The organism is Serratia marcescens subsp. marcescens ATCC 13880 (genome assembly GCF_017299535.1).
In the GTDB taxonomy this organism is placed as follows: Bacteria; Pseudomonadota; Gammaproteobacteria; order Enterobacterales; family Enterobacteriaceae; genus Serratia; species Serratia marcescens.
The window spans coordinates 4843819-4868988 of record NZ_CP071238.1 but is presented as its reverse complement, the minus strand read 5'-3'; the positions used below and the strand labels follow the sequence as shown (position 1 = coordinate 4868988).

Here is a 25170-nt window from a genome sequence, read left to right as displayed (position 1 = left end):
GTTCAGCGGTGACGGGTCAGGCCGATGTTATTGGCATAAAACGCAGATACAACCCAGCGAGCGCCATAAAGCATTAGCAGGTCGGTTGTCGAAAGCGCTTGCGGATCGCCGAGACCCCATTCATTAGACTTGTGAACCATTTCTAACGCCATGTCCGGTGTCAGCAGTAGCCGAGAGGGAATGATGTTCGGCAAGACAGCGAATACCAGGACAAAAATCACCGAGGCGATCGGTTTTCTCATACGGGGCCGCGCCTCTCATCGCCAATATAGGCTAGCCGCTTATTGTTGGTGCCAATACCTACCCGTAGCGTTCAAACAGATGGAGCCGATAAGGCTCTATTATCTATGGCCCATTAGTCTCATCCCGCCGGCCCCTTCAATTCCACGCGATTGCCGTCCGGATCGCTGAAATAAATGGACGGGCCGTCGCCTTCAGCGCCATAGCGCGATTCGGCGGGATCCACGCCGATCCCCTGCGCTCGCAGATAGGCCAGCAGCTCGTCCTCGTTGAAAGGATCGATGCGCAGGCAGACGTGATCGACATTTTGCCGGTGATGATCGGGCGCCGCGCCGCCTTTTTTCCCCAACACGCCGTTAATATCCACCAGATCGATCATGGCCGCTCCGGCGCGCAGGTGCATCAGCCCCAAATCCGGCCGCTGTTTGGCGATATCACAGCCGACGATCTGGGTATAAAAATGCAGGCTTTTCTGCATATCGCGCACGCGCAGCACCACATGGTCGATAGTCTTCAGGCTGAAAGGGCGCACGGCCATCTCCTCAAACGGAAGTCTCCTTTACAGCATAAACGGCGCTGGCGGATTTATCCTGCTCCAGAGCTAAAGACAAAAAAACGGCCAATGGCTTTCACCATCGGCCGCGAGCGCTTGAGCATACCGGCGTTAGCGCGGGAAGTTGCCGCTCAGCGCATCCAGGCCGCCCTGGTAGATGCCGCTGAACAGGGCGACGGCCTCGTCGTCGCTGATGTTGACCGGCGTGAAGCTGCCCGACCATTCCACGCGCGCCACGTTGGCGTCGTCGGTGGCGTGCACTGACAGGGTGGACAGGTAATTCACCACCGGGAACGGCGCCTGCATGATGGAGTAGCTGTAGCTGCGTTGACGGTTGTCGAACGCTTCCAGCCGCTCGATGACGGTGCCGCCGTCGGCGGTGGTTAAGGTACGCACGCGGCCGCCTTCCGAAATGACGCTTTTCGGGATGAACGGCAGCCAGTCAGGCAGGGCGTCGAAGCCGCCGATCAGTTGCCATACGGTGTCGGCGGATGCCGGGATGCTCATAGATACGGATGTATTAGCCATTTTCGTTCTCTCTTGATATCGGTTTAGGGTACGGAATTACATTGCCAGGGTGTCGACGACGCCGCCGTCGACGCGCAGTGCCGCGCCGGTAGTGGCCGAAGACAGCGGGGACGCAAGGTAAACGGCCAGGTTGGCCACTTCATCGACGTCCGCCGCGCGCTGAATAATGGAGCTTGGGCGTTCGGTTTTAACGAACTCGTCGGCCTGATCGCGCGCGCTGCGCCCGGATTTGGCCGCCGCATCCGCCAGCATCTCCTGCAGGCCTTCGGTAAAGGTTGGCCCTGGCAGGATGGCGTTGACCGTCACGCCGGTGCCGGCGAGGCGTTTCGCCAGGCCGTGAGACACCGCCAGGTTGGCGCTTTTGGTCACGCCGTAGTTGATCATGTCCGCCGGGATGGCGACGCCGGATTCGGACGACACGAAAATAATGCGTCCCCAGCCCTGTTCGGTCATGTTCTGCGCGTAGTGGCGCGCCAGACGCACGCCCGAGAGGACGTTGACGTTATAGAAGTGCATCCACTCGCTGTCGGGCACGGTAAAGAAGTCTTTATCGTTGAAAATGCCTAGGTTGTTGATCAGCACGTCAGCTTTAGGCTCCGCGGCGAACAGGGTTTCTGCCCCTTGTTCCGTGCCGAGATCGGCGACCACGCCGCGCACTTGCGCGCCGGGCACGTTGGCGCTGATGTCGGCGATAGCGTTATCGACCCCGGTTTTTTGACGGCCGACGATCACCACGGTGGCGCCCGTTTTGGCGAGTCCGCGTGCGATGCCCAAGCCGATGCCGGAGGTGGAGCCGCTGACGACGGCGACTTTGCCTGAAAGATCCAGTTTCATCATGTATATCACTCTGTAATGTGGGTAATGGGGCCGGGGGCGGCCCCATAAAACTTAACGAATCGGCAGCGGTGCGTTGTCGGCCACCAGTTTCTGACGGCGCATCTCCGCCCAGAACTCAGCCGGGATCACTGCATCCAGCGCCGCCAGATCTTCGGCCATGCGGCCAGGACGGCTCGAACCGGGGATCACGGCGGCGACGGCCGGGTTAGCCAGCGCAAACTGCAGCGCAGCGGCTTTGACGTCTACCTGGAAGCGAGCGGCGATCTCTTTGATTTTCGCGACTTGTTGGCGAATAGCCGGGGACGCTTTCTGATATTCGAAATGTTCACCGCCGGCCAGCACGCCGGAGCTGTATGGGCCGCCGACGACGATATCGACATTCTGTTCCAGCGCTTCCGGCATCAGGCGTTGCAGGGCGCGTTCGTGATCCAGCAGGCTGTAGCGACCGGCCAGCAAGAAGGCATCCGGTTTAGGTTCATCGAGCGCCAGCGTCAGCTCGCAAGGCTCGACGCGGTTGACCCCGAGTCCCCAGGCTTTGATCACGCCTTCGTCACGCAGGCGGGACAGCGCGCGGAAGGCGCCGGTACGGGCGATATTGAACTGTTCCAGCCAGCTGTCGCCGTAGAAATCCTGAGCGACGTCGTGGATCCAGACGATATCCAGACGGTCGGTTTTCAGGCGCTTCAGGCTGTTTTCAATGGAGCGAAGCGTGCCGTCTTCCGAGTAGTCATTCAGGATCTTGTTTTTCAAACCGTGTTCGAACAGGCCGCCTTTCTCACCCAGATCGCGGGCGGCGGGATCTTCCATTTCGTCCAGCATGATGCGGCCCACTTTAGTGCTCAGTACGAACTCATCGCGTGGGTACTGAGAAAGCGCTTCGCCCATGCGAATTTCCGACAGGCCGGAACCGTAAAGCGGCGCGGTGTCGAAGTAGCGGATGCCCAAGTCCCAGGCGCTGGTTACGGTAGCCAGCGCTTCTTCTTCTGGAATGGCGCGGTACATATTGCCGAGCGGCGCGCCGCCCAAACCGATCTTGCCGGGTAAAATATTTTTGATGCTCATGGTGAATCCTCAATACGTTATCTTTTCAGGGAAACTTGTGGGGCTCATACAGCGTCTGCCCCGTCACGAGGCTAAAGATAACTTGGCAAGTTGTGACTTGATAGGACATAATTTGTCTAAGTTAAGTCCTTTGAGGTCTGAGATGATCGATTTACGTCAGTTGAAATACTTTGTGGCGGTGGCGGAAGAGGAGCACGTTGGCCGCGCCGCCGAACGGCTGCACATTTCCCAGTCACCGCTGAGCCGGCAGATTTCCCAGCTTGAGGAACGTCTGGGTTTGATGCTGTTCGAGCGCAATCAGCAGCGCATCCGCCTGACCGCCGATGGCCAGACGTTTCTGGCCGAAACCCGCGCGCTGTTGACGCACGCCACCCGGCTCGAATCGCTCGGGCGCCGCCTGGGGCGGGGGGAAGACGGCGGGCTGTGCATCGGCTATATCGAAAATGCGATGCACTCCGGCGTCTTGTCGAACGCATTGCGGTCGCTGCGGGTTTCCCGGCCGGATGTGCACATCGTGCTTTACAGCCAGCCTTCTTCCATGCAGCTGGAAGGGCTGCGGCAGCGCAGCCTGGACGTGGCGCTGGTCAATACGGCGCCGGATCGCGCGGATCCGGATTTTGAATATACGCAGGTGCTGGACGATCGCATGCTGCTGGCCTTGCCGCAGACGCATCCGCTGGCGGACAGGGAAACGCTGCAGCCGGCGGATCTCACCGATCAGGCTTGGATCTCGGTGATCCACAAAGAGGATGCCCATTCGCGCGACGACTTCGTGGCGGCCTGCGTGAAGGCCGGGTTCGATCCGGATATTCGGCTGGAGGCGGGCGAGCCGCTGACCGCGCTGGGGCTGGTCGCCGCCGGATTGGGGATGACGTTGATCCAGCACAGCCTGCGGCATAACGCGCCGCAAGGCGTAGTGCTGCGCGAACTGCCCTGGATGCAATACACCACGCAGCTGTGGGCAGTGTGGCACAAGGCCAACCTGCGCCCGCTGGTCACCCATTTCCGCGAAGTGATGTCGGCCGGTCCGGCCTGCCACTGACTGCGCGGCGGTGTCCGGCCCGGCTTGCGCCCGCTACGGCACAGCGCGTAGGGCGGCGACGATCGCCGTCAGTGCGCCGCGCTGCTCGTCTGCCAGCGCGGGCTGCGCCTGCGCGGCATTTTCCGCCAGCAGGGTCTGCAGGCCGATCAGCCAGTCATAGATATAAAACGCGGTATTTTTGGTTGGCGTCGGCGCCAGCCGGGTGAGCCGCTGCTGGCCGCTCCAGTCCACCGCCGGCTGCGGCGGCGGGGTAAAGATCGGCTGGCCGGGATTGACGCGGCTCTCGGGGCGCGTTGCCGCATCGCGCCGCTGGAAGCCGAGCCAGGCGACGAAGTCGCCCAGTAGCGCCAGCGCCTGGCTGATCTGCCGATCTTCTCCCTGTTCCGGCAGGCCGCCGGCGCACAGCGCTCGCTCCAGTTCGTCGTCGAGCCGCTGGCGGCAGGCGGCGCCGATCAACGCATCGACCAGCAGTTCGAGATGCGGTTTGTCGACACCGAGCAGATCCAGCAACCGGCGGTTGTCCGGCAGGCTGCGCAGATGGTTGATCCAATCCGCGAATACCCGCGCGGCAAAGGGTGACGCGGGGGGCTCGCCGGAGGCCGGCGTTTCCGGTGCGCCGAACAGATCGATGTCGAGCCCGAACGGCGCAGGCGTCGCCGGGGTCGGCGCGGCGTGCTGCTGTTGCTGGTAAAGCTGGCGCAGCGTATCGCGCTGGGGCAACAGTCGTTCCAGCAGTTCGCCGTGGCGGCCGGCCTGCGCCTGCAGCGCGCGCAGCAGCTGTTGGGCGCGTTGCTGGGTCGCGTACGGATCGGCGGCGGTGAGCCAGTTGCCGAGCAGGCTGTCCGTCAGCTCGCGCTGCAACTCTTCGCGCAGCTCGAGCAGGCGCGCTTGCTTGTGGGCCGGGCGCGCCTGTGCGGCCAGGTAGTTCACCATGCGGCGGCAATCCTGCTCATCCAGCGCCAGCAGCGTGGCCCAGCTGTCACCGGGTTCGCCGACCTGACGCTGAACGGCGTCGTCAGGGCGCGGTTTGCCTTCCTGGCGTGGGTCGAACGGCGTGATTGCCCAGATTAAACCGGGTTTGCGGCGTTGGCGCAGCGCCGGGGTTTCCCCCTGGGTGTGGTCGACCCAACCGGCGAGCGCCTGGCCGATGCGCGCGGCGTCCTGCGGCGCGGCGGCGGCATCGGTCACCAGCAGCAGGTTGGCGTGCAGGCCGTCCGCGCAGCGGGTCAGCAAATGGGCGCGTTTCGCCTGTTGCAGCCGCTGCGCCGGCTCCGCCTGCGGGCGGGCGCGGCTGCCGGGCAGGTCGATCAGCGCCACGTCGGCGGGCAGGCCCGCCTGCGCCGTCTGCGGCAGACCGGTGGTCACTTCGGCGGTCAGCCAGGCCAGATCGCTCAGCGCGATCTCCCGTTCACCGCCGTGTTCGGCCATCACGACGATTGCCGTGTTTTCCGGTGCGGCGCTCGCGGTCAGCAGCGTCAAGGCGCGGCGCGGGGCATGAACCTGTCGGCTGTCACCGAGGGCATGCAGCGTATGTGCCAGCTGGCGATAATGCGTCGTCAGCGTCGTTTCCTCTCCCCACAGCGGCGCAAACAGGCGCGCGCGATCGTCGATGCTCAGCTGCGGCGCCAGCGCCACGGCCTGCGGCCAGAAATGCCTGTCCAGCGTCTGTTGCCCCTTGTCGCCGTGGCGGCGTTGGCTATCCCACAGCGCCAGCACATCGCTGTCGCTGAGGCCGTCGGGGGCGACGGCTTGGCGGTGGCGTGCCAACGTTTGCAGATGGCCGGCGATCGCGCGGGCGTCCCAGTCCAGCCGGAAGCCGCCCATCGCGGCGGCATCGAGCGTGATGGCCAGCCACTGCGCTTCATTGAGCAGGGCGAGGGCGATCGGATACTCGGCGGGCCCCGCCTCGGCCGCCGTGCAGTAGCGCACCGCGAGCGAAAGGTCCGCGCTGAAGCGCTTTGCGCCAGGGGCCAGCGCCGCCAGCAGGTGGGCCTTGGCGGCGGCGTTGTGGCCATACAAACCGATGGCGACCTGCGCAGGCTGGGTGTTTTCCAACTGGACGGCGCGATTATGGCAACGGCGCAGGCGCAGCGTCAGGCGATCCGCCTCCTGTTCCAAACGGGCGGACTGCCGGCGCGCGGCGTCCACCCAGTCGATCGCCTGCAGAATGCCGGCGCTGAGCGCGTTATTTGGGGCTGATTGGACGGTGGTAGTCGCTTTCATCGTGGGTAAATGCTCCCGCTGTCTATCCAGTAGTGGGTCGCGCCGGAGGCGCTGGCAGCCAGGGTATTGAGTTTCAGTTGCAGATGGTGCGCCGGGACGGCACTGCCGTCGGCCAGCACCGCCTGCGCGATCTTGACGCTTTCGGCGCCCTGTTCGGCGCTGGCGGTGATGGCCAGCCGCAGGCTGATCACCGCGTCACCGGCCAGCTTACGCGCCAACTGGGCGTCATTGATGGTCAGCGTATAGAGCGGCGAGGCCGGCCAACGTTCGTTGTCCAACTGGCGGAAGCCCAGGCGCAGCGGGCCGCGCAGCTGGAAGCTGCCGGCGGGATCGAGCGCGAAATCGGCGCGATCCAGATCGATGTCGCGGTAATAGACGTTATCGTCCGCCAGCATGTTGTTGCCGTCCAGCATGCCCAGATAGCGAATGGTGGAGTAGGGCTGGAAATCCCCGACGTTGAAGTAAAAGCTCTCCAGCCGCAGGTCGATTGCCAGCAGGCACAGCATGGCGCCCACGGCGGCGGTGGATTTTGGGTTGTCGATGCGGCCGCGTTTGTTGAACGGGTACCAGCTGCGGGTGTGATACCCCTCCAGCGGCAGAATGCGGCTGGCGGGCAGCGGCTGCAGGTGGCGCAGCAGCGCCTGCACGCCGGGGAAGCGCGCCGGGCGGCCGGTCAGCAGCAGCACGTCACAGGTGTACAGCGCCACCACCTCAGCCAGCAGGCGCAGGCAGCGGCCGATGCCGATGCGATCGGACAAGAAGGCGGCGTGCAGATCGGCCAGGCGGATCACCAGCGGGGTGTGCAGGATATCGAAGGCGTTGCTGTCAGCTTCGCGCTGCACTTCGCCGTTGATAAACGCCAGCACCTGCGGCGTCGGCGGCTGCGGCAGCAGATCGCCCAGGCTGGCGGCGATTTCCGCCCGGCTGTCCAGCGGATCGTATTCTTCATAGGCGCCGAGCAGCGCGCGTCCGGCGGGCATGAAGATCTGCAGCGCGGCCTGCTGGCGCAGGGTGGAAAGCCCGTCCATGCGTCCTTCGTTGCCGAACAGTTTGTCCATCAGCGCCGCGGCGGCGCTCACGCCGGCGGCTTCGAACGCCTGTTGCACGGCGGGCAGAACAAATTGCTGGATGATGTCCAGCAGGATGTCGTCGCCGGCGACCTTAAAGCCCTCGCGGAACAGCAGGCGCGGGTTGATTTTGATGTTGTTGCCCACGCCGTCGTCGAGCGAGTAGTGCGTGATCGCCAGATCGGTGGTGCCGCCGCCGATGTCGATGGAGGCGATGCGCAGCGTTTTGCCTGCTTGTTCGCTTGGCGCCAGCGGCCGGTCGGGCCGGGCCATGGCGGCGAAAAAGGCGTCGGTGCGGCCGGCGAAGTTCACCTGGGTTTCGTTGTACAGATAGACCATCTGGCCGCAGGTGGCCTCGTCCCACTCCATCTGCACCTGCGGCGCCGGGAAGCGGGTGCGCGCGCCGTCGAACGGCGCATCCTGCGGGTGCCAGCCGAGGGCCTTCCACACCAGCCCGATCGCCTCCTGCATGCGGCGGCGGAAAATCTCGCGCTCCGGCTTCGGCATCGCCGAAGGCAGCGTCAGAATGATGGCGCGCAAACGGCGCGGCGCGGCGGCGTTCGGCATGCGGCTGCGCTGGGCGATGCTGTTGATCTGCATCAGCGCCTGCGCCAGCAGCTCGCTCAGCATCAGGCTCATCACCGCGCTGCGGCTGTAATGGGCGGCGAATACCGGCAGCCGTTGGGACGTCGGCAGGGCGGACAGCGGCACGCCCTCGTCGTTGATCAAGGTGGTCAACGGCGCGGCGGCGGCCATCGGCTCGTGCCGCTCGTTGAAGCGCCAGCCGGGCGCATAGCGCTCCTCGTCCCACAGATAGCGCCGTGGGCTGGAGATGCCGGTGGTGCCTTCATGCCCTTCGCGTCGCTGCGCCAATTGCGCGGCTTCACGGCCGACGCGGGTGATGGACGGCCATTGGAAGGCGTCGTCGCGTCCACTCTGGAAGGACAGATGCGGCTTGCCGAACGAGGCCCGAGAAAACTCCACCCGGCTCTCGAACAGTTCGTTGTAGACGCAGTGCGGTTCGGACAGCGAGCGCAGCTGCAGCTCATAGGTTTGCTTCAGGCCGTTGCTCTCTTCCGGATGGTCCTCGACCAGCACGCCGCAGGTGTGAGAATTGCCGACGTCCAGCACCAGATCGACGTCGATCGCCGGCTGTTGCAGCGTCGCCGCCGCCATTTTTATCTGCGGCACCGTCGACTGATGGCCGAGCATGTGCAACAGGTTGAGGTAGTGCGCCTGATACTCGAAGGTTTTCAGCCCGGCGTTGATCTCCGCCTCGGCGCGCTGTTCCCGTTCGGCGGCGCGCTGGCTGAACGCCTCGCGCAGCCAGCCGTCCACCCAGGTCAGATCGAGGAACTCGCCCAGCTCGTGGTTGCGGTGCGCCAGCGCAAAGCTGAGGCCGGCGCCGAGATCGCTCTCGCTTGGCGCCAATGCTTCCTGGCCGGGCGCGGCGGCGCGGGTGTCGAAGGCCAGCACCACCCGCAGCAGGTTGCCGTCCTGATCCGGTTCATCCAGCTGCACCACCTGCAGGCGCGCCCAGTTGTCCGGGCCCGACAAAAACAGGCCCGCCGGGGTGTGGCGCAAGAAGGGCAGCGGCAGCCAGAGCTTATCCAGCAGGTGCAGCGACTGCTGCAGCGGATAGCTGAACTCCGGCCGCACCACTTCGGCGGCCTGGTCGCCCACGGCCGGCAACTGGTATTTGCCGCTCTCGGCCTCCCATTGCAGGCGCAGCAGCGGGCCGCTGGCGGTCTTGCGCACGAATTTGCCGGGAAACTCGGCGTCCAGTCGCGGCGTCAGGGCAAAGTCCAGAAACTGAATGCCGCTGTCCTGAATCAGCGTAATGCCGTGTTTGTAGTCAGTTAGGGGGGCCAGCATCATTTACTCTCGCGCTTGAACGTCATGGGATAGGTGGTGTCCGCATCGTAGCGGCCGGTGCACTCCGCCGCGCCGGTTTCGCCCTGGCGGCAAACGATTTCCGGGATCTGATAGCGGCTGCCGTCGCTGCAGCGCGCCTTGGTGCGGCTGTTGATCACCAGATTGCCGGACTGCATCAGCCCGGCCTCGACCGCCGCCCGGCAGGTGACGCCGTCGCCGTAGGCGATGACGGCGCTGCCTTTGCCCGCGTTCAGGCGGTATTGCAGGCTGGGGCGCTTGCCGGTGATCGGATCTTTCAGCGCCACTGTGGCGCGCCATTTGCCGTTAAGGAAACGGGTGGAGCCGGCCTTCACCGCCTCGGGCGGCAGCACCAGCGCATTTTTGTCCAGCGGTTGCGGGATGGCCGGCGCCGGGGGCGGCGGCATCAGCGTGGCGTGCGCCAGCGGCAAGCGCAGCTTGGGCAATGGCGCGGCGGTTTTTTCCGGCGGCGCCGGATGGCGCACCTCCGCCGGCATCGCCGGTTGCGGGGCCGGCGAGCGGTGCAGCCAGGCGGCCAGCGCCGCGCTGCCTAGCAGCAGTACCGGTAACAGCCAGAGGGCGTGACGCCGGCGCGGGCGAACAACGCCAGGGGATTCGACGGGCGTCGCCGGGGCGGGCACCGGTTCAGGCTCTGCCGTCGGAGCCGGTTTGGCCGGCTCGACAACGGCCGGTTTGCGCGGAGCGGCGGCGATCGGCGCCGGTTTTTCTACCTCCGTTTCGGCAGGGCGCAGGCAGGCTAAAGGATCGTCCGGGCTCTGCGCCTGCGGTTTGATAAAGCCCCAAAAGGTCAGCACCGGCCGATCGTCCACCAGGTAGACGTGGTTGGGATCGGGAATGTGCATCGCTTTGGTCAGCAGCGCGCCGAACAGGCGATGGCTGGGGTGATCGGTCGCCCGGGCCTGTTCGGTCAGGCTGCGGAAGGTCGTCAGGCAGTGTTCCAGATGGCGCACCGCCTGAGCGCGCTGGGCGTCGCTCGCCGCCAGCCAGGAGGTCACCTTGCCTGGAAAGGGCGCATACCAGTCGATGCGGGTGCCGCTTTCGTTCGGTTGGGGGATCGCCAGACAGTCGGCGGCCTGCTGCTGCCGGCGAAGACGCAGGGTTTCCCGCAGCTGCTGCGCGCAGGCGTAGATCGATTGCCCGTTTTCGCCTAAAGCCAGCACATCATCCAAACTGCCACTGCGTAAGAAGGGTTTCACCACGGCGCCGCACCTTGTCCTGTTCTGCAAAAACGCATAAAAGTCCATGATACCTCGCGGGCAGAGCCGCCAAACGGCCAAGGACAGCCCGAAAAACGCCCTTCTTTGGCGTTAGCGGCGCACTTTGGCAACCGGCACAGTGAAAATCTCGCTATCTGGACCTGTCTGTGAACCGCTTTATCTGAAAAATAGAACGCAGGCCCGGCAAGCGACGCCGGGGAACGATGTTCTCTTTCACTATGACATCGCCTCGCGGGTTGCCGATTTCGGTATGCCTCAGGCGTGCGGAGCGTTCACATGACGGACAGCCAGTCTGAAAAAACTCTCGTTGTTACCCCTGCACATCCCGCCGCCGGGCATTCGGCCCAGGGCTGGATGAACGGTTTTCTTGGCATGATTATCTTCAGCGGTTCTCTGCCCGCCACGCGAGTGGCGGTGCTGGAGCTCGATCCGCTGTTTCTGACGGCGGTCAGGGCGGCGATCGCCGCCTTGCTGGCCCTGTGCGCGCTGCTGATCACCCGCCAGGCGCGGCCGACGCGGGCCGATTTGCCGCCGCTGCTGTTTGTGGCGCTCGGCGTAGTCATCGGTTTTCCGCTGCTGACGGCGCTGGCGCTGCAGCACACCACGTCGGCGCATTCGCTGGTGTATATCGGCCTGCTGCCGCTGGCGACCGCCGGTTTTGGCGTCTTGCGCGGCGGAGAGCGGCCCAAGCCCGCTTTTTGGGCTTTTTCGGGCGTCGGCGCCGCGCTGGTGGGCGCTTTCGCGCTGAGCCAGGGGAGCGGCGGCGCCTGGCAGGGGGATGCGCTGATGGTCGGCGCGGTGCTGCTGTGCGGTCTGGGTTATGCCGAAGGGGCGGTGCTGTCGCGTCGGATCGGCGGCTGGCAGGTGATCTCCTGGGCGCTGGTGGTGGCGTTGCCGTTGACGCTGGCGGCCACCTGGCTGGCGGCGCCGGCCGCCTGGCCCGTGGTCAGCGGCGCCGCTTGGCTGTCGCTGGTTTACGTCTCGGTGTTCAGCATGTGGATTGGGTTTATTTTCTGGTATCGCGGCCTGGCGCAGGGCGGCATCGCCGCCGTCGGGCAGTTGCAGCTGCTGCAGCCGTTCTTCGGCCTGGCGCTGGCGGGCTGGCTGCTGCATGAGGCCGTCCAGCCGATGATGATCGCCGTGATGGCCGGCGTGGTGGTTTGCGTGTTCGGCGCCAAACGTTTTTCCCGCTAGGCGCCGCTGCCGGCGCAGGCCAGGATCACCTGTCCGAGCCGTTCCACCGCCTGTTGCACCTGGCGGTCGGCGTAACCGCCCAACCCCAGCACCAGGCCCGGCTCACCCTGGCCGGGCGCATACATCGGCGACACCGCCCGCAGCGCCAACCCGGCTTCGTTGGCCTGCTGGGCGACACGCACGTCGTCGAGATCTTTCCTCAACCACAGCACCATGTGCATGCCCTGATCGCAGGGCTGCACCACCGCCAGCTCGGCCGGGATGTACGCGTTGATCGCCTCGATCAGCACCCGACGTTTTTCGGCGTAGACGCCGCGCATTTTTCGGATATGCCGGTCGAGATACCCTTCGGCAATAAAGGCGGCCAGCACGTATTGATCCGCGCTGGGCGGGTGACGATCCATCAGGATCCTGGCGCCGCAAAAGGCGTCGACCAGAGGCGGCGGCACGATGGCGTAACCCAACCGCAGCGAAGGGAACAACACCTTGCTGAAGGTGCCGAGATAAAGCGTCCGCTCGGGCGCCAGCCCCTGCAGCGAAGGGAACGGGTGGCCGGCGTAGCGCATCTCGCTGTCGTAATCGTCTTCCACGATCCAGGCCTGCCGCTCTCTGGCCCAAGCCAGCAGGGCGCTTCTTTTCGCCATGCTCATCGGCATGCCCAGCGGATACTGATGCGACGGCGTGACAAAGGCGGCGCGGGCATTGGCGGCCAGACGCACGCCGGCGGCGACGTCGATGCCGTCGTCGGCGACGGGCACCCTAATCATGCGCCGATCGCGAAACAGGCTATCGAAAATGGCGGTAATGCCGACGTAGGCAGGATCTTCGACCCAGGCGCTGTCGCCGGCGTCCAACAGGATCTGCGCGGCCAGATACAGTCCCTGTTGGGTGCCGGAGGTGATGAGGATTTGCTGCGGCGTGCAGTTTACCGAGCGGGAACGGCGCACATAGTCGCAGATCGCTTCGCGCAGCGGCAGCGCGCCCAGCGGATCGCCGTAGCCCGACGGCGCGCCGGGGCCGCGGGCGCGGATGCGGTTGCCGAGCCGCCGCCAGATATCGTCGGGCGCGGTATCGCCGATTGGCACTGACACAGTGAACGGCACCGGCGGCAGCGCTCGCGCCTGAGTGGCAAAGCGCGCCAGATGCTGCGCCTGTGAAGAAAGCGGAGCCGCTACCGCCGAACTCGCCTGCACCGTGGCGTGCGGCGCGCGGCGCGGCGTCTGATAGTGGGCAACTCGGGTGCCGGAACCGGGCTGCGGTTCGAGAAAGCCTTCCGCCGTCAGTTGAGCAAAGGCTTCCAATACCGTGCCGCGCGCCAGAGTCAGCGCCGCCGACAGCCGGCGCGTCGAGGGCAGCAGATCGCCCGCTTTCAGATCGCCCCGGTGGATGGCCTGACGCAGGGCCTGCGCCAACTGGTGGCTTAGCTGGCCCGCCTGGCGATCGAGCTCGCCGAGGGCGGGGACGTCAACGACTTTGGCTGTTCTGGGCATGGATTCCGGCTCGCTTTGCAGTGCGAAAATGAGTATTCAGAGTAAACCACTCTGTCGGCGCTCGCGAGTCCGTTGTCAGTCAGCTTAGCCCACGCTGATTCAGCAGCACTTTATTCAACTCGCTGTTTTTACGCACGTTAAGCTTGCGCATCGCCGAGCGCTTATGGGCGCTGATGGTTTTCTGGCTGCGCTGCAGCAGGCCGGCGATGCTGCAGGCGGACATGCCGCTGCTCATCAACCCCAGCACTTTTTTTTCGCAGTGGCTGAGCGCGGCGATGCGGCAGGCCTGGCATTTCCACATGCCGGCGGCGTGCAGCGCCATCCACGGATGCTGGATAAATTTTTCCAGCGCCATCTGCAGCTTGAGGCGGATGGCGTAGGCCGAATCGCGCCGGTGGATGCTGAACAGCGGCGGCAGGTTTTTCACCTGTTGCTGGGTCGCGTCGTCGAGGATCAGCAAAGTCAGCTGCCGCTGGCGCGGGATGCCGTAGGGGCTCTGGTAACAGCAGGCGCAGCCCCAGCGCTCTTCCGGCGTGCGGAACACGATTTCGATGTTATCCAACGCCTGCAGCGCCAGCGGCGAGAACTGCGGGTACAGGCGCTGGCATTCGTTCAGGGAGTGCAGATAATCCTGCAGCAGCAGACGCAGCCCCTGCTGGTAGAAGTTATCGCTGTCGAACAGCGTGAAGCGAATATCTGGCATGGGTGGCTCCTTAAAAGGCCGTGGCGCCGCGCCGGAGCGAACGGTGACGGCCCATTGCCGGCGTTCGCGCGCCGGTCGTTTTCCTGATTTCCCTGGGCGGTGCGGGGCTTATTGGTACGCCAGCACAAAATTGGCGACGGAGGTGAATTCGCCTTCGGTAATGCTTTGGTTCTGGATCGCGCTCGGCCGCCCCTGCACATAGGCGGTAAAGTTCAGGCTGTTGGGGCCGTTTTGCAGCGCGACGGCGCTGGTGGCCTTATTCAGGTCGATGTCCGCCCCTTGATGATCGAACAGCGCGATGGCGGCGCCGTTCGCGCCGTTGTTGATCGCCAGCTTGCCCGGCAGCTCACCGTCTTCGGCGCCGCTGAAGGTCACGCTGACGGATTTGAATACCGTGGTCTTGCAGTCGGTCAGCTTGATGCTGAATGGCACCGGCGTGGTGTGGCCATAGCGGTACAGGGTTTTGACGATCACCGTGCCCATTTCCACCAGCTGATCGGCGGACTGCGGTTCGATATTGCATGGGCGGCTCACCACGGTGCCGTGGAACTGCACCGGCGCGCCGATAAGTTCGGTGTTCGCCGCCGTCGGCATGGCGGCAAACCACCAGGGCGCGCAGCTCAGCAGCGCTAAAGCGCGTAGACGCATTTTCCGTTCCTCCCTCGGTTACTGGAATGCCGCCACGATGGTGGCCGATGCGTTGAATTCCCCTTCGCCGATCTCTGCGCCGCCGTTGGCGAACGGCGCCGCCACCAGATTCCAGGAGCCGCCGTTGCCGATGTTCGGCACCGGGTAAAACTCATTCGGGATAACCAACTGGCCGTTGTGCGTCAGCCGGATGCCGAGATCGTTCTTGTCGGTTTTGAACACCTCGTTGCTGAAGGAGGCCGCCGTGCCCGACACCGCCAGCTTGATATTCAGCGTGCCGTCCTCGAAGCTGCCGCCCTCGCACTGGAAGCGCACCGGAATGCTTTGCGGGTAGTTGGAGCCGTTGAGATCGCTGCCGCCGATCTCGCCGAACTCCACGTTGATCAACTGGCCTTCATTCACCACGCATTTATCGGGCACGTAGAGGATCGCGGACTGGATAAACACCTGCGCCATCGGATTGGGGCCGAAACCGCCGTCGGTCGAGCCGAGGCGGCCGTACATCTCGATGATCTGCCGATCGTTAATCTCAACGCCGTTAATGATTTTTTTGCGCACCCGGAAGGTGATCTTGCCTTTGGAGCCGCTGCCGTAGTTGTTGACCTGTAAGTACGGCGGCTGGCAGCGGTGTTGGCTCAGCAAATTCGATTCGTTGTAAAAAGGCACGGTGACGTAGGCGTTCTTGTTGCCGGCAATCCACACCTCGGCTTTTAAATCCAAAAAGTCATTCAGCTTTAAATAGCCGTTGCCGTAGTCGGAGGGGGGCAACGACGAATCCGACTTGTAAAAGTGCGGGCTGGTGGGGATAGGGGTATCGCAATACACCTTGCCGGTATAGGTGCCGCCCAGATCATAGGGAAACAGTTTGGTGAACCCCACCTGGTTGGTGATGTTGCTTTCATTCAGATCGATATAGAACTGTTTGGGGCCGCCGTCCGGCGTGACGTAGCCGTTGGCCCAGGCGGCGGGGGCCGCCAGCGCGATCGCCAGCGGCAGGCAGAGTTTGGTCAGTTGTGTTTTCATCGCGTTCTCGAGCCTCACAGGTAAATCACCTGAATGTGCGCCACGGCGGCGAAACCGGCGGCCATCACCGCCCGCTGGGTGGATTCCACGCTGGCGCTGAACCACAGGGTGTTGCTGCCGGGTTGCAGAATGTAGGGGCGGCTGCGCTGATTCAGCTCCAACGCCTGGCCCTGCTGGTCTTGCAGCCGCAGGCCGATGCCCTGTACGCCGCCGTTCAGCTTCAGCAGCGACGGGTTGTCGACGTCGCTTTCGCCGAGAAACACCAGCGTGGCGGCCTGTTCACCCTGCAGGTAGAGGCGGCTGGCGTCGCCGTTGCGCGGGCCGGCCGGATTATCCGCCAGCGCGCGCGCGCCCAGCAGGCAGTTGCGGAACGAGAGGCGAAAACGCACCGGCGCGCTGCGATCGCCGGCGTTGCGGAAGTCGCGTGCGCTGACGTCGCCCAGATCGACGGACTGATCCCGGCTGTCCGGCGTCAGGCTGCAGGGAGAGCTGAGCAGGCCGCCGTGAAAGCTGACGGTGCCGGTGGTGCCTTCGATCACGCCCAGCGGCGTTGCCGCCAGCGCGCCGCCGCCGCACAACAGCGCGCCGAGCAGCAGCGGGCGCAGTCGATCGGTGAATTCAGCCATGCTGGACCTCCTTATTTTTTCTCGGGCACGGCGGTGCAAACGCTGCCGTTGCAGGCGAAGCGCAGCTCGGGGTGGCCGCCGTAGTCGTTGATGTAGGTGATGACGAAGCTGTTCATGCCGGTGTCGTGCAGCTTGAGGCTTTCGCTGGATTTCGGCTTCAGCATCAGCGGTTGAAAACCGCCGATCGCGCCGCCGCCCTGTTTTTGCGTCTGCCGCGTCATGCCGGTCAGGGTGATGTAAAACGGCGTCGGGTTGTCGACGGTGATGGCGCCGCCGCTTTTACGGAACACCAGCTTTTCCTGCCACACTTCACCCTTGGGCGCGACAATCGCCTTCGGCCGGTAGAACAGTTTGATCTGCGTTTGCAGCGCCAGCTGCATCACGTTGGTTTTGGTGCTTTTCGGCGGAATTTCGCGCAGGTTGAAGTAGAACACCGACTCGCGATCCTGCGGCAGGCGATCCGCCTCCGGCGTCTTGGTGATGCGCACCACGCTGCGCTCGCTCGGCTCCACGCGCTGCAACGGCGGCAGCACCACCAGCGGCGAGGTGATTTTCTGATGCTGCTCGTTCTCCAGCCAGGACTGCGCCAGGAAAGGCAGTTCTTTGTTTTCGTTGACGATATTCAGGCTGATCGATTTGGCGTCGCTCACATAGACGGCGCGCGTGCGATCCAGCGATATCGCCGCGTCGGCGGTGGGCAGTACGGCGCTCAGGGCCAGGCCGGCGGCGGTCAGTAGCGTTATCGGGTGTTTGTTCATGTCATTATTTCTCAGCGTTACGGATTACAGGGTGGCGCACGGCAGCAGCAGCTGGTCCAGCGGCTTGGCGGCGCCCGGGATCACGATGCGGCAGCGGCGTTGGCCTTCCCAGGCGACGTCCAGTTTTTCCTCCGGCTGTACGCCGGTCAGGTAGACCGAGCCGCCGTCGTTGACCACCGCGACCTCGCGGCCTTTCTCGCTCAGCACCGCGGCGCCGAACGGCGGTTCGCTGCCGTCCGCGAGGCGAATGGTGGCCAGCAGCTTGCTGCCTTTCACCACCTCGAAGTGGCGGTAGCCGATGGCGCCTTCGGTCAGCGTGCCTTGCACCACGGCGCGAGTGGCTTCGACGTCGTCCGCCAGCTTGTTGACGTCGATGCGGGTGTCGGTGTTGTAGTAGCTGGTGATGTCGGAAATCACCGCCAGCCCGAAACGGTTGCTATAGGCGCGGCCGTTATTGATCGGCACGCCGGCGATGCCGTCGGTGTCGAGCATCATGCGGCTGCCGCCGTTGCTCGAGTTCTGATGCGCCGCGATACCGTGCCGGGTCGCGGTGAGACCGCCGCGGAACGAGCCGCCGATCGACGAGTAGCTGTCCTGCTGGTAAGAGGCGCTGGCGTTCAGCGAGCCGAACGAGGCGTTGTGGGTGTAGTACCCGCGCGCCAGCGATTTGCCGGACTGGTTAAAGCCGCCGCTGACCTGCCAGGTATTGTCCGGATCGCTGTAGTCGTTGTACGAGGCGGTCTGCGTGACGTCGCCGTTGTTGGTTTGCAGCGCATAGCCGACGCGCCGACGATCGCCGATCGGTACGGTGAAGTTGATCATCACGCTGTCGTCGGTGCGGCCCTGGTAATAGGTGCGGTAAGCCGACAGCGAGGCGGTGATGTTGCTGATATCGCCGATGCTGAACAACTTGCTGGTCGACAGCCCGTAACGATCCTGGGTTCGCGCGTCCCAATAGGTCTGGTGCGAGTAGGTCAGATAAGTGGTGATCGCCCTGGCGCTGTCTTCCGCCATAAAGGTTTTGCTGGCGGTGATGGTATACAGCTCTTTCTGACGGCCGTTGTAATTCTTGTCGTAATCGCCGTAGCGCTCCTGCAGATACTGCGACATGTTCATGAATTTGCGTTGCGAGAAGCGGTAGCCGGCGAAGGTGATCTGGCTGTTCAGCTCGTCGAAGCGTTTGGCGTAGTTGAGCTTGAACGACATGCCGCTGGCGGTCGGCTCGCCGGGCAGGCGAGCGATCGACTGGGTGACGTCCAGCGACATGGCGCCGAACACGTTCAGATCGCGGCCGAGGCCGAGCGCCCAGGCGTTATAGTCGCCGCCGAGCAGCGCGCCGCCATACAGCGACCAGGCGTTGCTCAGCCCCCAGGAGAAGTCGCTGGCGGAAAACAGCGGCCCCTGGGTGCGGTGATCGTAGGCCGAGGTTTTGCCGAGCGCCACGTTGTAGCGCACGTAACCCGGGCGGGTCAGGTACGGAATGGTGGCGGTATCCACCTGGAAGGTCGAGACGGTGCCGTCCTGTTCTTCCACCTTGACGTCCAGCTTGCCGCGCACCGAGCTGTTGAGATCCTGAATGGCGAACGGCCCGGCGGGCACGGTGGTTTCGTACAGCGTGCGGCCTTCCTGCGAAACGGTGATCTTGGCATTGCTCTTGGCGATGCCGCGCACTTCCGGCGCATAACCCTGCAGGTTGGGCGGCAGCATGCGCTCGTCGCTGGCCAGGTTGAGGCCGGTGAAGCGATAGGCGTCGAACACCCCGGAGTCGAGATAAATCTCACCCAGCGTCAGCTTGGCGGCCTGCATCGGCAGCGCGCGATAGGCGTAGATCTGGTTCCAGTCGAAACCGGTGCTGCGATCGCCGGCCTGCTGATTGTAATTGGCTTGGTAGTCCGCGCGCAGGCGCCAGGGGCCCAGGTTGGCGCCCAGCGTGCCATAGCTGCTCAGGTTCTGGGCGGTGTTGTTGTTGTGGCTCTGCTTGCCTAACTGGCCGCTCAGGTTGTAGTCCAGCAGCAGGCCGGGAATGCCGTCGTCCCACTGCTCGGGCGGCGTCCAGTCGGGATCGGAGTATTTCATCCACGCCTGCGGGATGGTGATCGCCAGCACGCCGCCGCCGATGCGATCGGAGATGGTCGCGCCTTTGATGCCGCGAATGTCGGCGCACTGGTTGTCGTGCCACAGGGTGATTTTTTTGGCTGCTTCTTCTTTCAACGCCATTTTTTCCACCAGGTCAGGCGGCAGGCACACCTGGCTGCCGCTCTTGTTATCCGGTGACGGGAAATACTGAATGCTGCGCTGGGGCAGCGTTTTCTGGTTGATCTTGATGTCCAGCAAATAAGCGCCGGGCATGACGTAGTCGGCGTCGGAGAAGCGCGAAAGATCCACTTTGCTGCGCTCGCCGATATCCAGGACGTCGGTATTGAATTCCGTGGCGGAAAATGCCGGACGCACCCAGAGGAAAGATAGAATGACGAGGAGAGGTAGGTGTTTCCGTGTCAGTAATGACGTCATAGCATAATCACTCATGGCAAGTCCGCGCCCAATAGCAGGTCATCCGTACGACCTGAATACGTAATGCTGTGCAGCGCCCGCCGGCGCTAGAGATAAGACAGGGTGAATTTGGCCAGAGAGCTGAAGCCGCCCGCCCGCGCCTTGTCGGGATGCAGGCGCAACTGCGCGCCAAAGCGCAGCGTGTTGTCGCCGGCGACGATCTGGTAATCCGCCGTCGTGCTGCCGAGCGGGATCGGCGCGCCGGCATCGTTCAACAGCTCGATAGCCACGCCCTTCGCCTCGCCGTAAACGCCGAGCAGGGACGGATCCCCGCTGTCGGCGGTGCCGTCGAACGTGACGTTGGCCGCGCGATAGATGAAGTCAGGCTTCACCTGGCTGGCCAGTTCGCAGTTCACCAGTTTGATCGTGAAATGGCGGCGGCTGCCGATCAGCACCGACTGCCCGTCCTGCGAGGCGTCGGTCATGGAAATCAGACCAAAATCGACGGTTTGATCCAGGCTGTCGCTGGCGATGCCGCACGGCGTTTCAACGATGGTGCCGCCCAGGCTGACTTTGCCGTGGCCCTGATTTTTCGCTGCCGCCGCCGCGCTGCCGACGCTGAGCGCGATGAGCAACAGGCCGCAAAGGCGGATAGTCATGCTGGCGTCTCCCTGTCTTTCCCTGTTCCCTTGCCGGTATCCTCGGCATGCAATAAAGCGGGGGATGCCCTGAGACATCCCCTGTGGGGTATTACAGGTAAGCCAGAGTGAAGTTCGCCACGCTGGTGAAGTCGCCCGGCACCACGGCGCTTGAGGCGCTGCTGCCCTGCAGATAAGCGGCGAATTTCAGCGAGTTGTCGCCGTCGTTCAGGCCTTGACCGTCGGTCGCGGTGCCCAGTTCCACCTCTTTGGAGTGCAGGTTGTCGTAGATCACGATGCCGGCGCCGGTTGCCGTGCCGCTCAGGGCCAGCAGTTTGTTGTTGACCGGATCAGGCGTGCCGGTAAAGGTCACTTTGACGTTTTTCATGGTGGAGATGGAGCAATCTTTCAGTTCGATGTTGAAAGGCTGCATGCTGGATTTACCCTGGTTGGCCAGGATGCGGCTGCTGATCTGGCCCATCGGCACGGTTTGGTCAACGGATTCCGGCGCGACGCTGCATGGCGCATCGATAATTTCGCCGGTAAAGGTGACTTTACCGCTGCCCTGATTAGATGCGGCATGAGCAACAGATGCGGAAGCGAAAGCAATCACGGTTGCCAGCATTAATTTATTCAGTTTCATTTCTCAGGTTCCTGTAGAGAGTTTTTAAATAAAAAGAACAGCACATCTAAATCCCCCGCGGCGGCGGCAACGCCATGTCGCCGTCCGTGCGGTTGGAGCCAGATCCTTTTGCTCTGGGCAATACGCCGACATCCGTTATTTATGAGAAATAACGAGATTTGGAAAATCGATAATGGATTTTCTGGTAAATAAAATACGATTTTTACGTGTGGCGTGTTGCTGGGAATATTCTTGCAAATAATAGTATTGCTTGGAAATAGATTTTATTAAATTAAGTCAAATTCAGAATATAAAACCAAAAGGAAAAAGAAACATATTTGCTTTAAAATCAATAGATCGTATACAAATATTATCCAGTATAAATCACTATATAAATAACGATATGCGAGATATTAGATCGGGGGAAATAGGGCGGCACCTACAATTCACAATATTGTTTTGCTAATATCGCTCTGAGGCAGCAGATGATGCATTTCCCTTTAGAAACAAAATATAAAACATAATTTATTGTTTTTATTGTTGTTTAGTGATTTTCTGTTCACGAGAGATTGGGTTTCTTATTCGCGTTTAGTTCGCGTTTAAGCCTAGTTGATTAACAATTAAATAACAATTTCACCGGTAGTGAATTATCCTATCACCTTGCGGAATAGGGATTTTTCGCTGCCTAACCCATTTTGATTAATCAAATTAAGGCATGTGCTGCTGCCGTTCGCCACATAATGATGACCTAAGTGACAATTAAAGGATTATAAACGGAATGATAACGATGATTAATGCTTGCGGCGGGCGCCGTTGGGTGGGGTTGACCCTATTTCTGCTGTCTTTTATGGCGCTTTCTGGCTGTGCGGGCGGGAGCAAGACAAAACTGAATTCCGTGAAAAAAATCTCACAGAACAATCCTAATGATAAATCCGATGAGCAACGCATCGCGCTTTGTCAGCAGCGGGTTAATTCATTAAAGAATATTAATCCGCAAAGTTACCAAAAACGCATCGCCTATTTTAATGGCCTGCTTTCCAACGCTTCGGGATATGCCGGGGTGCGCGGCAACGTGGATGAGAGTACCCGTAAAGCGATTGATGCTCTTTATCAATATAAAACCGAGAAATTCTGCGCCGACGTCGAGCATGAGCTGATGTCCGATCTGTCCAGCCGGGTTGAGAATCTGTAGCCATGAAGCGATGCGCGCAAGGATGGGCGATGGCTCTTTTGCTGTTGGCGGCGAGCGGGGCCGCTTGCGCCGCCGATGACGGCATTCCCGCGCTGTTGAAGTTTGCCGAACAGCGGCAGGCGCCACCGGCCGCGCCCAGGGAAGACACCGTGCGTCAATCGGCGTCAGCACCGGCCGCCAAACCGGCCGCTATCGTCGGGGCAGACAGCGCTCGTTTAACGTCGTTGAAGCAGTCTTTGCAACAGCAGACGGAGAAAATCCGTCAGTTGGAGCGGCAGTTGGCGGCGGCTCAGGCCGCGGCGGCGCCGAAACGGGAACCGGCCGTCGTCGATATTCGGCCGCTGGCCGATGCCCTGAAGGGATTGCGGCACGCCGTTGCGCCGGTGCCTGAAGTGAGCGTGCTGGCCGCTTCGTTAACGCGGGCCGAACAGCGCAGCGCAAGTTTGGCGGCGCAGCTGGCGCAGCAGCGCCGGCGGGTAGAGACCTTGCTGGCCGAACGGCAGCAGGCGGCCGAGCCGCCCGCGCTGGCCAGCGAGGCGGACAAGCAGGCGTATGCCGCCGGCGTGTCGCTCGGACGCGACATTCTGCATCTGCAGCAGGAGAACCGGCGCGCGGGGTTGGAAGCGGATACCCAGCTATTGCTGGCGGGCATCGCCGATACCCTGGCCGGGCGGTTGCGGCTCGATGAAACCGCCATCGACGGCGCGCTGCACACGGCGCAGCAGCGGTTGCAGCAGGCGCAACAGACGCAGGCGCCACCTCGGGATGACAACGCCTACCTGGCCAATTTCGTCCGTCAGGAGGGGGGCAAGCAGGATGCGCTCGGTTTCTATTACCGGGTGGACTATGCCGGCAGCGGGGCGATCGGCGCCGATGATCGGGTGGATATCGTGGTGCGCGAAAGCCTGACCGACGGCCGGGTGGTCAAAGACATGGAGCTGGCGGGGACGGTGATCTCGCAGCCGTTGACGCGCTACCCGCCGCTGTTTCGCGCGGCTATCGAGAAGCTGCAGCGCCATGGCGCGATCACGCTGGTGGTGCCGCCGGCGCTGGCGTACGGCAAACAGGGCAACCCGCCGGCGATCCCCCCGAATGCCACCATGATTTACACCCTGCGCATCGCTGACGTGCAGCCGTGAGCGGGGTGCTCAGCAGTAACCACTCAGGAGGAATGCTATGGCCAAGGCGCCGAAAACGTTTGAAAGCAGAAAATCGCTGATGCTGAATGTGTTGCAAGGATTGTGCAGGGAGCGTGTGGAAGGATCTGGGGGCCATCATCCCCCGCCGGAGCAGTGGCCGAAGACGCGCGAGCTGGCGGATAAATGCGGCGAAAATATTTATACCACCCGCACCCTGCTGCTGGCGCTGGAAAAGGAGGGTAAGGTTCACTGCACCCACCGCAGCATCAACAATTCCCTCCGCTGGTACAGCTGCGACGAACAGGCAGCGATAAAAAAAGAGTGATTCGACCCTGGCGGTCGCTTTTGACTATTTCTACAGCTAATCATTAATTAAATTTATCATTTGACGGAGCGTTACGCTCCGTCAATCCTCCCCCTTCGTTCGCTGCCATCCGCACAGCCATTGCTAAGATGTTTTTGGCGGCCATATACTTATCGCTCAGACGGGAACAGGTGTAGGGAGCCGGCATCGTAATGAAGGAAAAGAAAGACATACTGAGATTGGATGATATTCATTATCAAATAGACAGTCAGGTGATCCTGGATTCCGTCTCTTTCACGCTGGGTGAAGGCGAGTTCAAACTGATCACCGGGCCTTCCGGTTGCGGGAAAAGCACCCTGCTGAAAATCATCTCTTCCTTAATGGATCCGACCAGCGGAAAGCTCTATTTCGAGGGGCAGGCGATCGACGAGATGTCGCCGGAGGCGTATCGCAAGCAGGTCTCTTACTGCTTCCAGACGCCGTCACTGTTCGGCAATACGGTTTACGACAATCTGGCGCTGCCTTACCAGATCCGCCAGGAACCGCCAGCCGAGCGAAAAATGAAGGCCGATCTGGCGCGTTTCGGGCTGCCGGAGGCGATGCTGACCAAAAGCATCAATGAACTGTCCGGCGGGGAGAAGCAGCGGGTGTCCCTGATCCGCAACCTGCAGTTTATGCCGCGGGTGCTGTTGCTCGACGAGATCACCAGCGCGCTGGACGAGGAAAACAAACGCAACGTCAATGAGATCGTGCATCAGCTGGCGGCGGAACACCGGCTGGCGGTGCTGTGGGTGACACACGATACCGAAGAGATAGCGCATGCGGACGAAGTGATCACCCTGCGCGCGCACGGCGCCGAGCAACAGGAGCAACAACATGAATCAGCATAACATCACCAACGAATCCTTGGGCTTGTCGATGGTGCTGGTGGTGGTCGCCATCCTGATCAGCCACCGGGAAAAGCTGGCGCTGGAAAAGGACATTATCTGGAGCATCTGCCGCGCGGTGGTGCAGCTGATCATCGTCGGCTACGTGCTGAAGTATATTTTCGACCTGGATAACGCCGTTCTCACCGTGTTGATGGTGCTCTTCATCTGCTTTAACGCGGCCTATAACGCCAAGAAACGCAGCAAGTACGTCGAACACGCGTTCGTGACGTCGTTTATCGCCATCACCACCGGCGCGGTGCTGACGTTGGCGGTGTTGGTATTGACCGGTTCCATCGAATTTACGCCGATGCAGGTGATCCCCATCTCCGGGATGATCGCCGGCAACGCCATGGTGGCGGTGGGGTTGTGCTACACCAACCTCGGCCAGCGTTTCAAAAGCGAGCAGCAGAAGATTCAGGAGATGCTCAGCCTGGGAGCGACGCCCAAGTTCGCATCGGCGGCGCTGATCCGCGACAGCATCCGCGCTTCGCTGATCCCGACCGTGGACTCGGCGAAAACCGTTGGGCTGGTCAGCCTGCCGGGCATGATGTCCGGGCTGATCTTTGCCGGCATCGACCCGGTGAAAGCGATTAAATACCAGATTATGGTGACCTTTATGCTGCTTTCCACCGCCAGCCTGTCGACCATCATCGCCTGCTATTTGGCTTACCGTAAGTTCTACAACGCGCGCCACCAACTGGTGGTCGGCAACCTGAAGTAACGCCATGAAA

At 62.4% G+C, this 25170-nt stretch carries 24 protein-coding genes; 7 read left to right on the top strand and 17 right to left on the bottom strand.

What is annotated here, in order from left to right; all coding sequences use genetic code 11:
- Positions 1-2: 2 nt before the first annotated feature.
- From J0F90_RS23290 to J0F90_RS23270, 5 genes are all read right to left on the bottom strand, one after another.
- Entirely contained in the window at positions 3-242 is a 240-nt protein-coding gene (locus J0F90_RS23290; RefSeq protein WP_033639173.1) for a hypothetical protein, read from the bottom strand.
- A gap of 119 nt (positions 243-361) precedes the next feature.
- Positions 362-778 (bottom strand): VOC family protein, encoded by a 417-nt coding sequence (locus J0F90_RS23285; protein WP_033639174.1) that lies wholly within the window; start codon positions 776-778, stop codon positions 362-364.
- Between the two features lie 126 nt (positions 779-904).
- Positions 905-1321, bottom strand: a complete 417-nt coding sequence (locus J0F90_RS23280; RefSeq protein WP_033639175.1) for an SRPBCC family protein — start codon at positions 1319-1321, stop codon at positions 905-907.
- Between the two features lie 36 nt (positions 1322-1357).
- Positions 1358-2155 carry an SDR family NAD(P)-dependent oxidoreductase gene (locus J0F90_RS23275; RefSeq protein WP_033641340.1) on the bottom strand — a complete coding sequence of 266 codons (798 nt, stop codon included), beginning with the start codon at positions 2153-2155 and terminating at the stop codon, positions 1358-1360.
- Between the two features lie 54 nt (positions 2156-2209).
- The gene (locus tag J0F90_RS23270; protein WP_033639176.1) at positions 2210-3220 is read right to left on the bottom strand and encodes an aldo/keto reductase; all 1011 of its coding nucleotides are present in this window, start codon (positions 3218-3220) and stop codon (positions 2210-2212) included.
- A gap of 142 nt (positions 3221-3362) precedes the next feature.
- Here J0F90_RS23270 and J0F90_RS23265 point away from each other — a divergent pair, with 142 nt between their 5' ends.
- Positions 3363-4262 carry a LysR substrate-binding domain-containing protein gene (locus J0F90_RS23265; RefSeq protein ID WP_016930425.1) on the top strand — a complete coding sequence of 300 codons (900 nt, stop codon included), beginning with the start codon at positions 3363-3365 and terminating at the stop codon, positions 4260-4262.
- Positions 4263-4295: 33 nt separating this feature from the next.
- Here the strand turns inward: J0F90_RS23265 and J0F90_RS23260 are convergent, their stop codons facing one another.
- From J0F90_RS23260 to J0F90_RS23250, 3 genes are read right to left on the bottom strand one after another with little or no spacing between them, the layout of a single operon-like run.
- Positions 4296-6485 (bottom strand): virulence factor SrfC family protein, encoded by a 2190-nt coding sequence (locus J0F90_RS23260; protein ID WP_033639177.1) that lies wholly within the window; start codon positions 6483-6485, stop codon positions 4296-4298.
- Positions 6482-9427: a virulence factor SrfB gene (locus J0F90_RS23255; RefSeq protein ID WP_033641341.1), complete on the bottom strand. Its 2946-nt coding sequence runs from the start codon at positions 9425-9427 to the stop codon at positions 6482-6484. Before J0F90_RS23255 ends, J0F90_RS23260 begins: the two co-directional genes overlap by 4 nt.
- Positions 9427-10665, bottom strand: coding sequence for an SrfA family protein (locus J0F90_RS23250; RefSeq protein WP_033639178.1), 1239 nt, complete (start codon positions 10663-10665; stop codon positions 9427-9429). The genes J0F90_RS23255 and J0F90_RS23250 overlap by 1 nt, the downstream gene beginning before the upstream one ends.
- A 294-nt stretch (positions 10666-10959) precedes the next feature.
- Between J0F90_RS23250 and J0F90_RS23245 the strand changes: the two genes are divergently transcribed.
- Complete coding sequence (locus J0F90_RS23245) at positions 10960-11877, top strand: DMT family transporter (protein ID WP_033639179.1); 918 nt, start codon at positions 10960-10962, stop codon at positions 11875-11877.
- On the opposite strand, the gene pdxR is transcribed toward J0F90_RS23245, so the two are convergent.
- The 9 genes from pdxR to J0F90_RS23200 all read right to left on the bottom strand — a co-directional run bounded on the left by pdxR (position 11874) and on the right by J0F90_RS23200 (position 20896).
- The gene (gene pdxR, locus J0F90_RS23240) at positions 11874-13367 is read right to left on the bottom strand and encodes a MocR-like pyridoxine biosynthesis transcription factor PdxR (protein WP_033639180.1); all 1494 of its coding nucleotides are present in this window, start codon (positions 13365-13367) and stop codon (positions 11874-11876) included. The two genes, J0F90_RS23245 and pdxR, sit on opposite strands and share 4 nt — an antisense overlap.
- A 79-nt stretch (positions 13368-13446) precedes the next feature.
- Positions 13447-14070, bottom strand: coding sequence for a LuxR C-terminal-related transcriptional regulator (locus J0F90_RS23235; protein WP_016930419.1), 624 nt, complete (start codon positions 14068-14070; stop codon positions 13447-13449).
- 108 nt (positions 14071-14178) lie between these two features.
- A complete protein-coding gene (locus tag J0F90_RS23230) occupies positions 14179-14718 on the bottom strand; it encodes a fimbrial protein (protein ID WP_033639181.1) in 540 nt (179 codons plus the stop codon).
- A gap of 18 nt (positions 14719-14736) precedes the next feature.
- Complete coding sequence (locus J0F90_RS23225) at positions 14737-15741, bottom strand: fimbrial protein (RefSeq protein WP_016930417.1); 1005 nt, start codon at positions 15739-15741, stop codon at positions 14737-14739.
- A 14-nt stretch (positions 15742-15755) separates the two neighbouring features.
- The gene (locus tag J0F90_RS23220; protein ID WP_033639182.1) at positions 15756-16367 is read right to left on the bottom strand and encodes a fimbrial protein; all 612 of its coding nucleotides are present in this window, start codon (positions 16365-16367) and stop codon (positions 15756-15758) included.
- 11 nt (positions 16368-16378) lie between these two features.
- Positions 16379-17125 carry a fimbrial biogenesis chaperone gene (locus J0F90_RS23215; RefSeq protein WP_016930416.1) on the bottom strand — a complete coding sequence of 249 codons (747 nt, stop codon included), beginning with the start codon at positions 17123-17125 and terminating at the stop codon, positions 16379-16381.
- Between the two features lie 24 nt (positions 17126-17149).
- Positions 17150-19636, bottom strand: a complete 2487-nt coding sequence (locus J0F90_RS23210; RefSeq protein ID WP_042706109.1) for a fimbria/pilus outer membrane usher protein — start codon at positions 19634-19636, stop codon at positions 17150-17152.
- A gap of 86 nt (positions 19637-19722) precedes the next feature.
- Positions 19723-20274 (bottom strand): fimbrial protein, encoded by a 552-nt coding sequence (locus tag J0F90_RS23205; protein ID WP_016930414.1) that lies wholly within the window; start codon positions 20272-20274, stop codon positions 19723-19725.
- A 91-nt stretch (positions 20275-20365) separates the two neighbouring features.
- Positions 20366-20896, bottom strand: a complete 531-nt coding sequence (locus J0F90_RS23200) for a fimbrial protein (RefSeq protein WP_015379342.1) — start codon at positions 20894-20896, stop codon at positions 20366-20368.
- Between the two features lie 757 nt (positions 20897-21653).
- Here J0F90_RS23200 and J0F90_RS23195 point away from each other — a divergent pair.
- The 5 genes from J0F90_RS23195 to fetB all read left to right on the top strand — a co-directional run bounded on the left by J0F90_RS23195 (position 21654) and on the right by fetB (position 25160).
- The gene (locus tag J0F90_RS23195) at positions 21654-22067 is read left to right on the top strand and encodes a hypothetical protein (protein WP_033639183.1); all 414 of its coding nucleotides are present in this window, start codon (positions 21654-21656) and stop codon (positions 22065-22067) included.
- A gap of 29 nt (positions 22068-22096) precedes the next feature.
- Positions 22097-23206, top strand: coding sequence for an FKBP-type peptidyl-prolyl cis-trans isomerase N-terminal domain-containing protein (locus tag J0F90_RS23190; protein ID WP_080286906.1), 1110 nt, complete (start codon positions 22097-22099; stop codon positions 23204-23206).
- A gap of 37 nt (positions 23207-23243) precedes the next feature.
- A complete protein-coding gene (locus tag J0F90_RS23185; RefSeq protein ID WP_004930885.1) occupies positions 23244-23531 on the top strand; it encodes a FaeA/PapI family transcriptional regulator in 288 nt (95 codons plus the stop codon).
- Positions 23532-23722: 191 nt separating this feature from the next.
- Complete coding sequence (fetA, locus tag J0F90_RS23180) at positions 23723-24400, top strand: iron efflux ABC transporter ATP-binding subunit FetA (protein ID WP_033639186.1); 678 nt, start codon at positions 23723-23725, stop codon at positions 24398-24400.
- Complete coding sequence (gene fetB, locus J0F90_RS23175; RefSeq protein WP_004930878.1) at positions 24387-25160, top strand: iron efflux ABC transporter permease subunit FetB; 774 nt, start codon at positions 24387-24389, stop codon at positions 25158-25160. The genes fetA and fetB overlap by 14 nt, the downstream gene beginning before the upstream one ends.
- Positions 25161-25170: the final 10 nt, after the last annotated feature.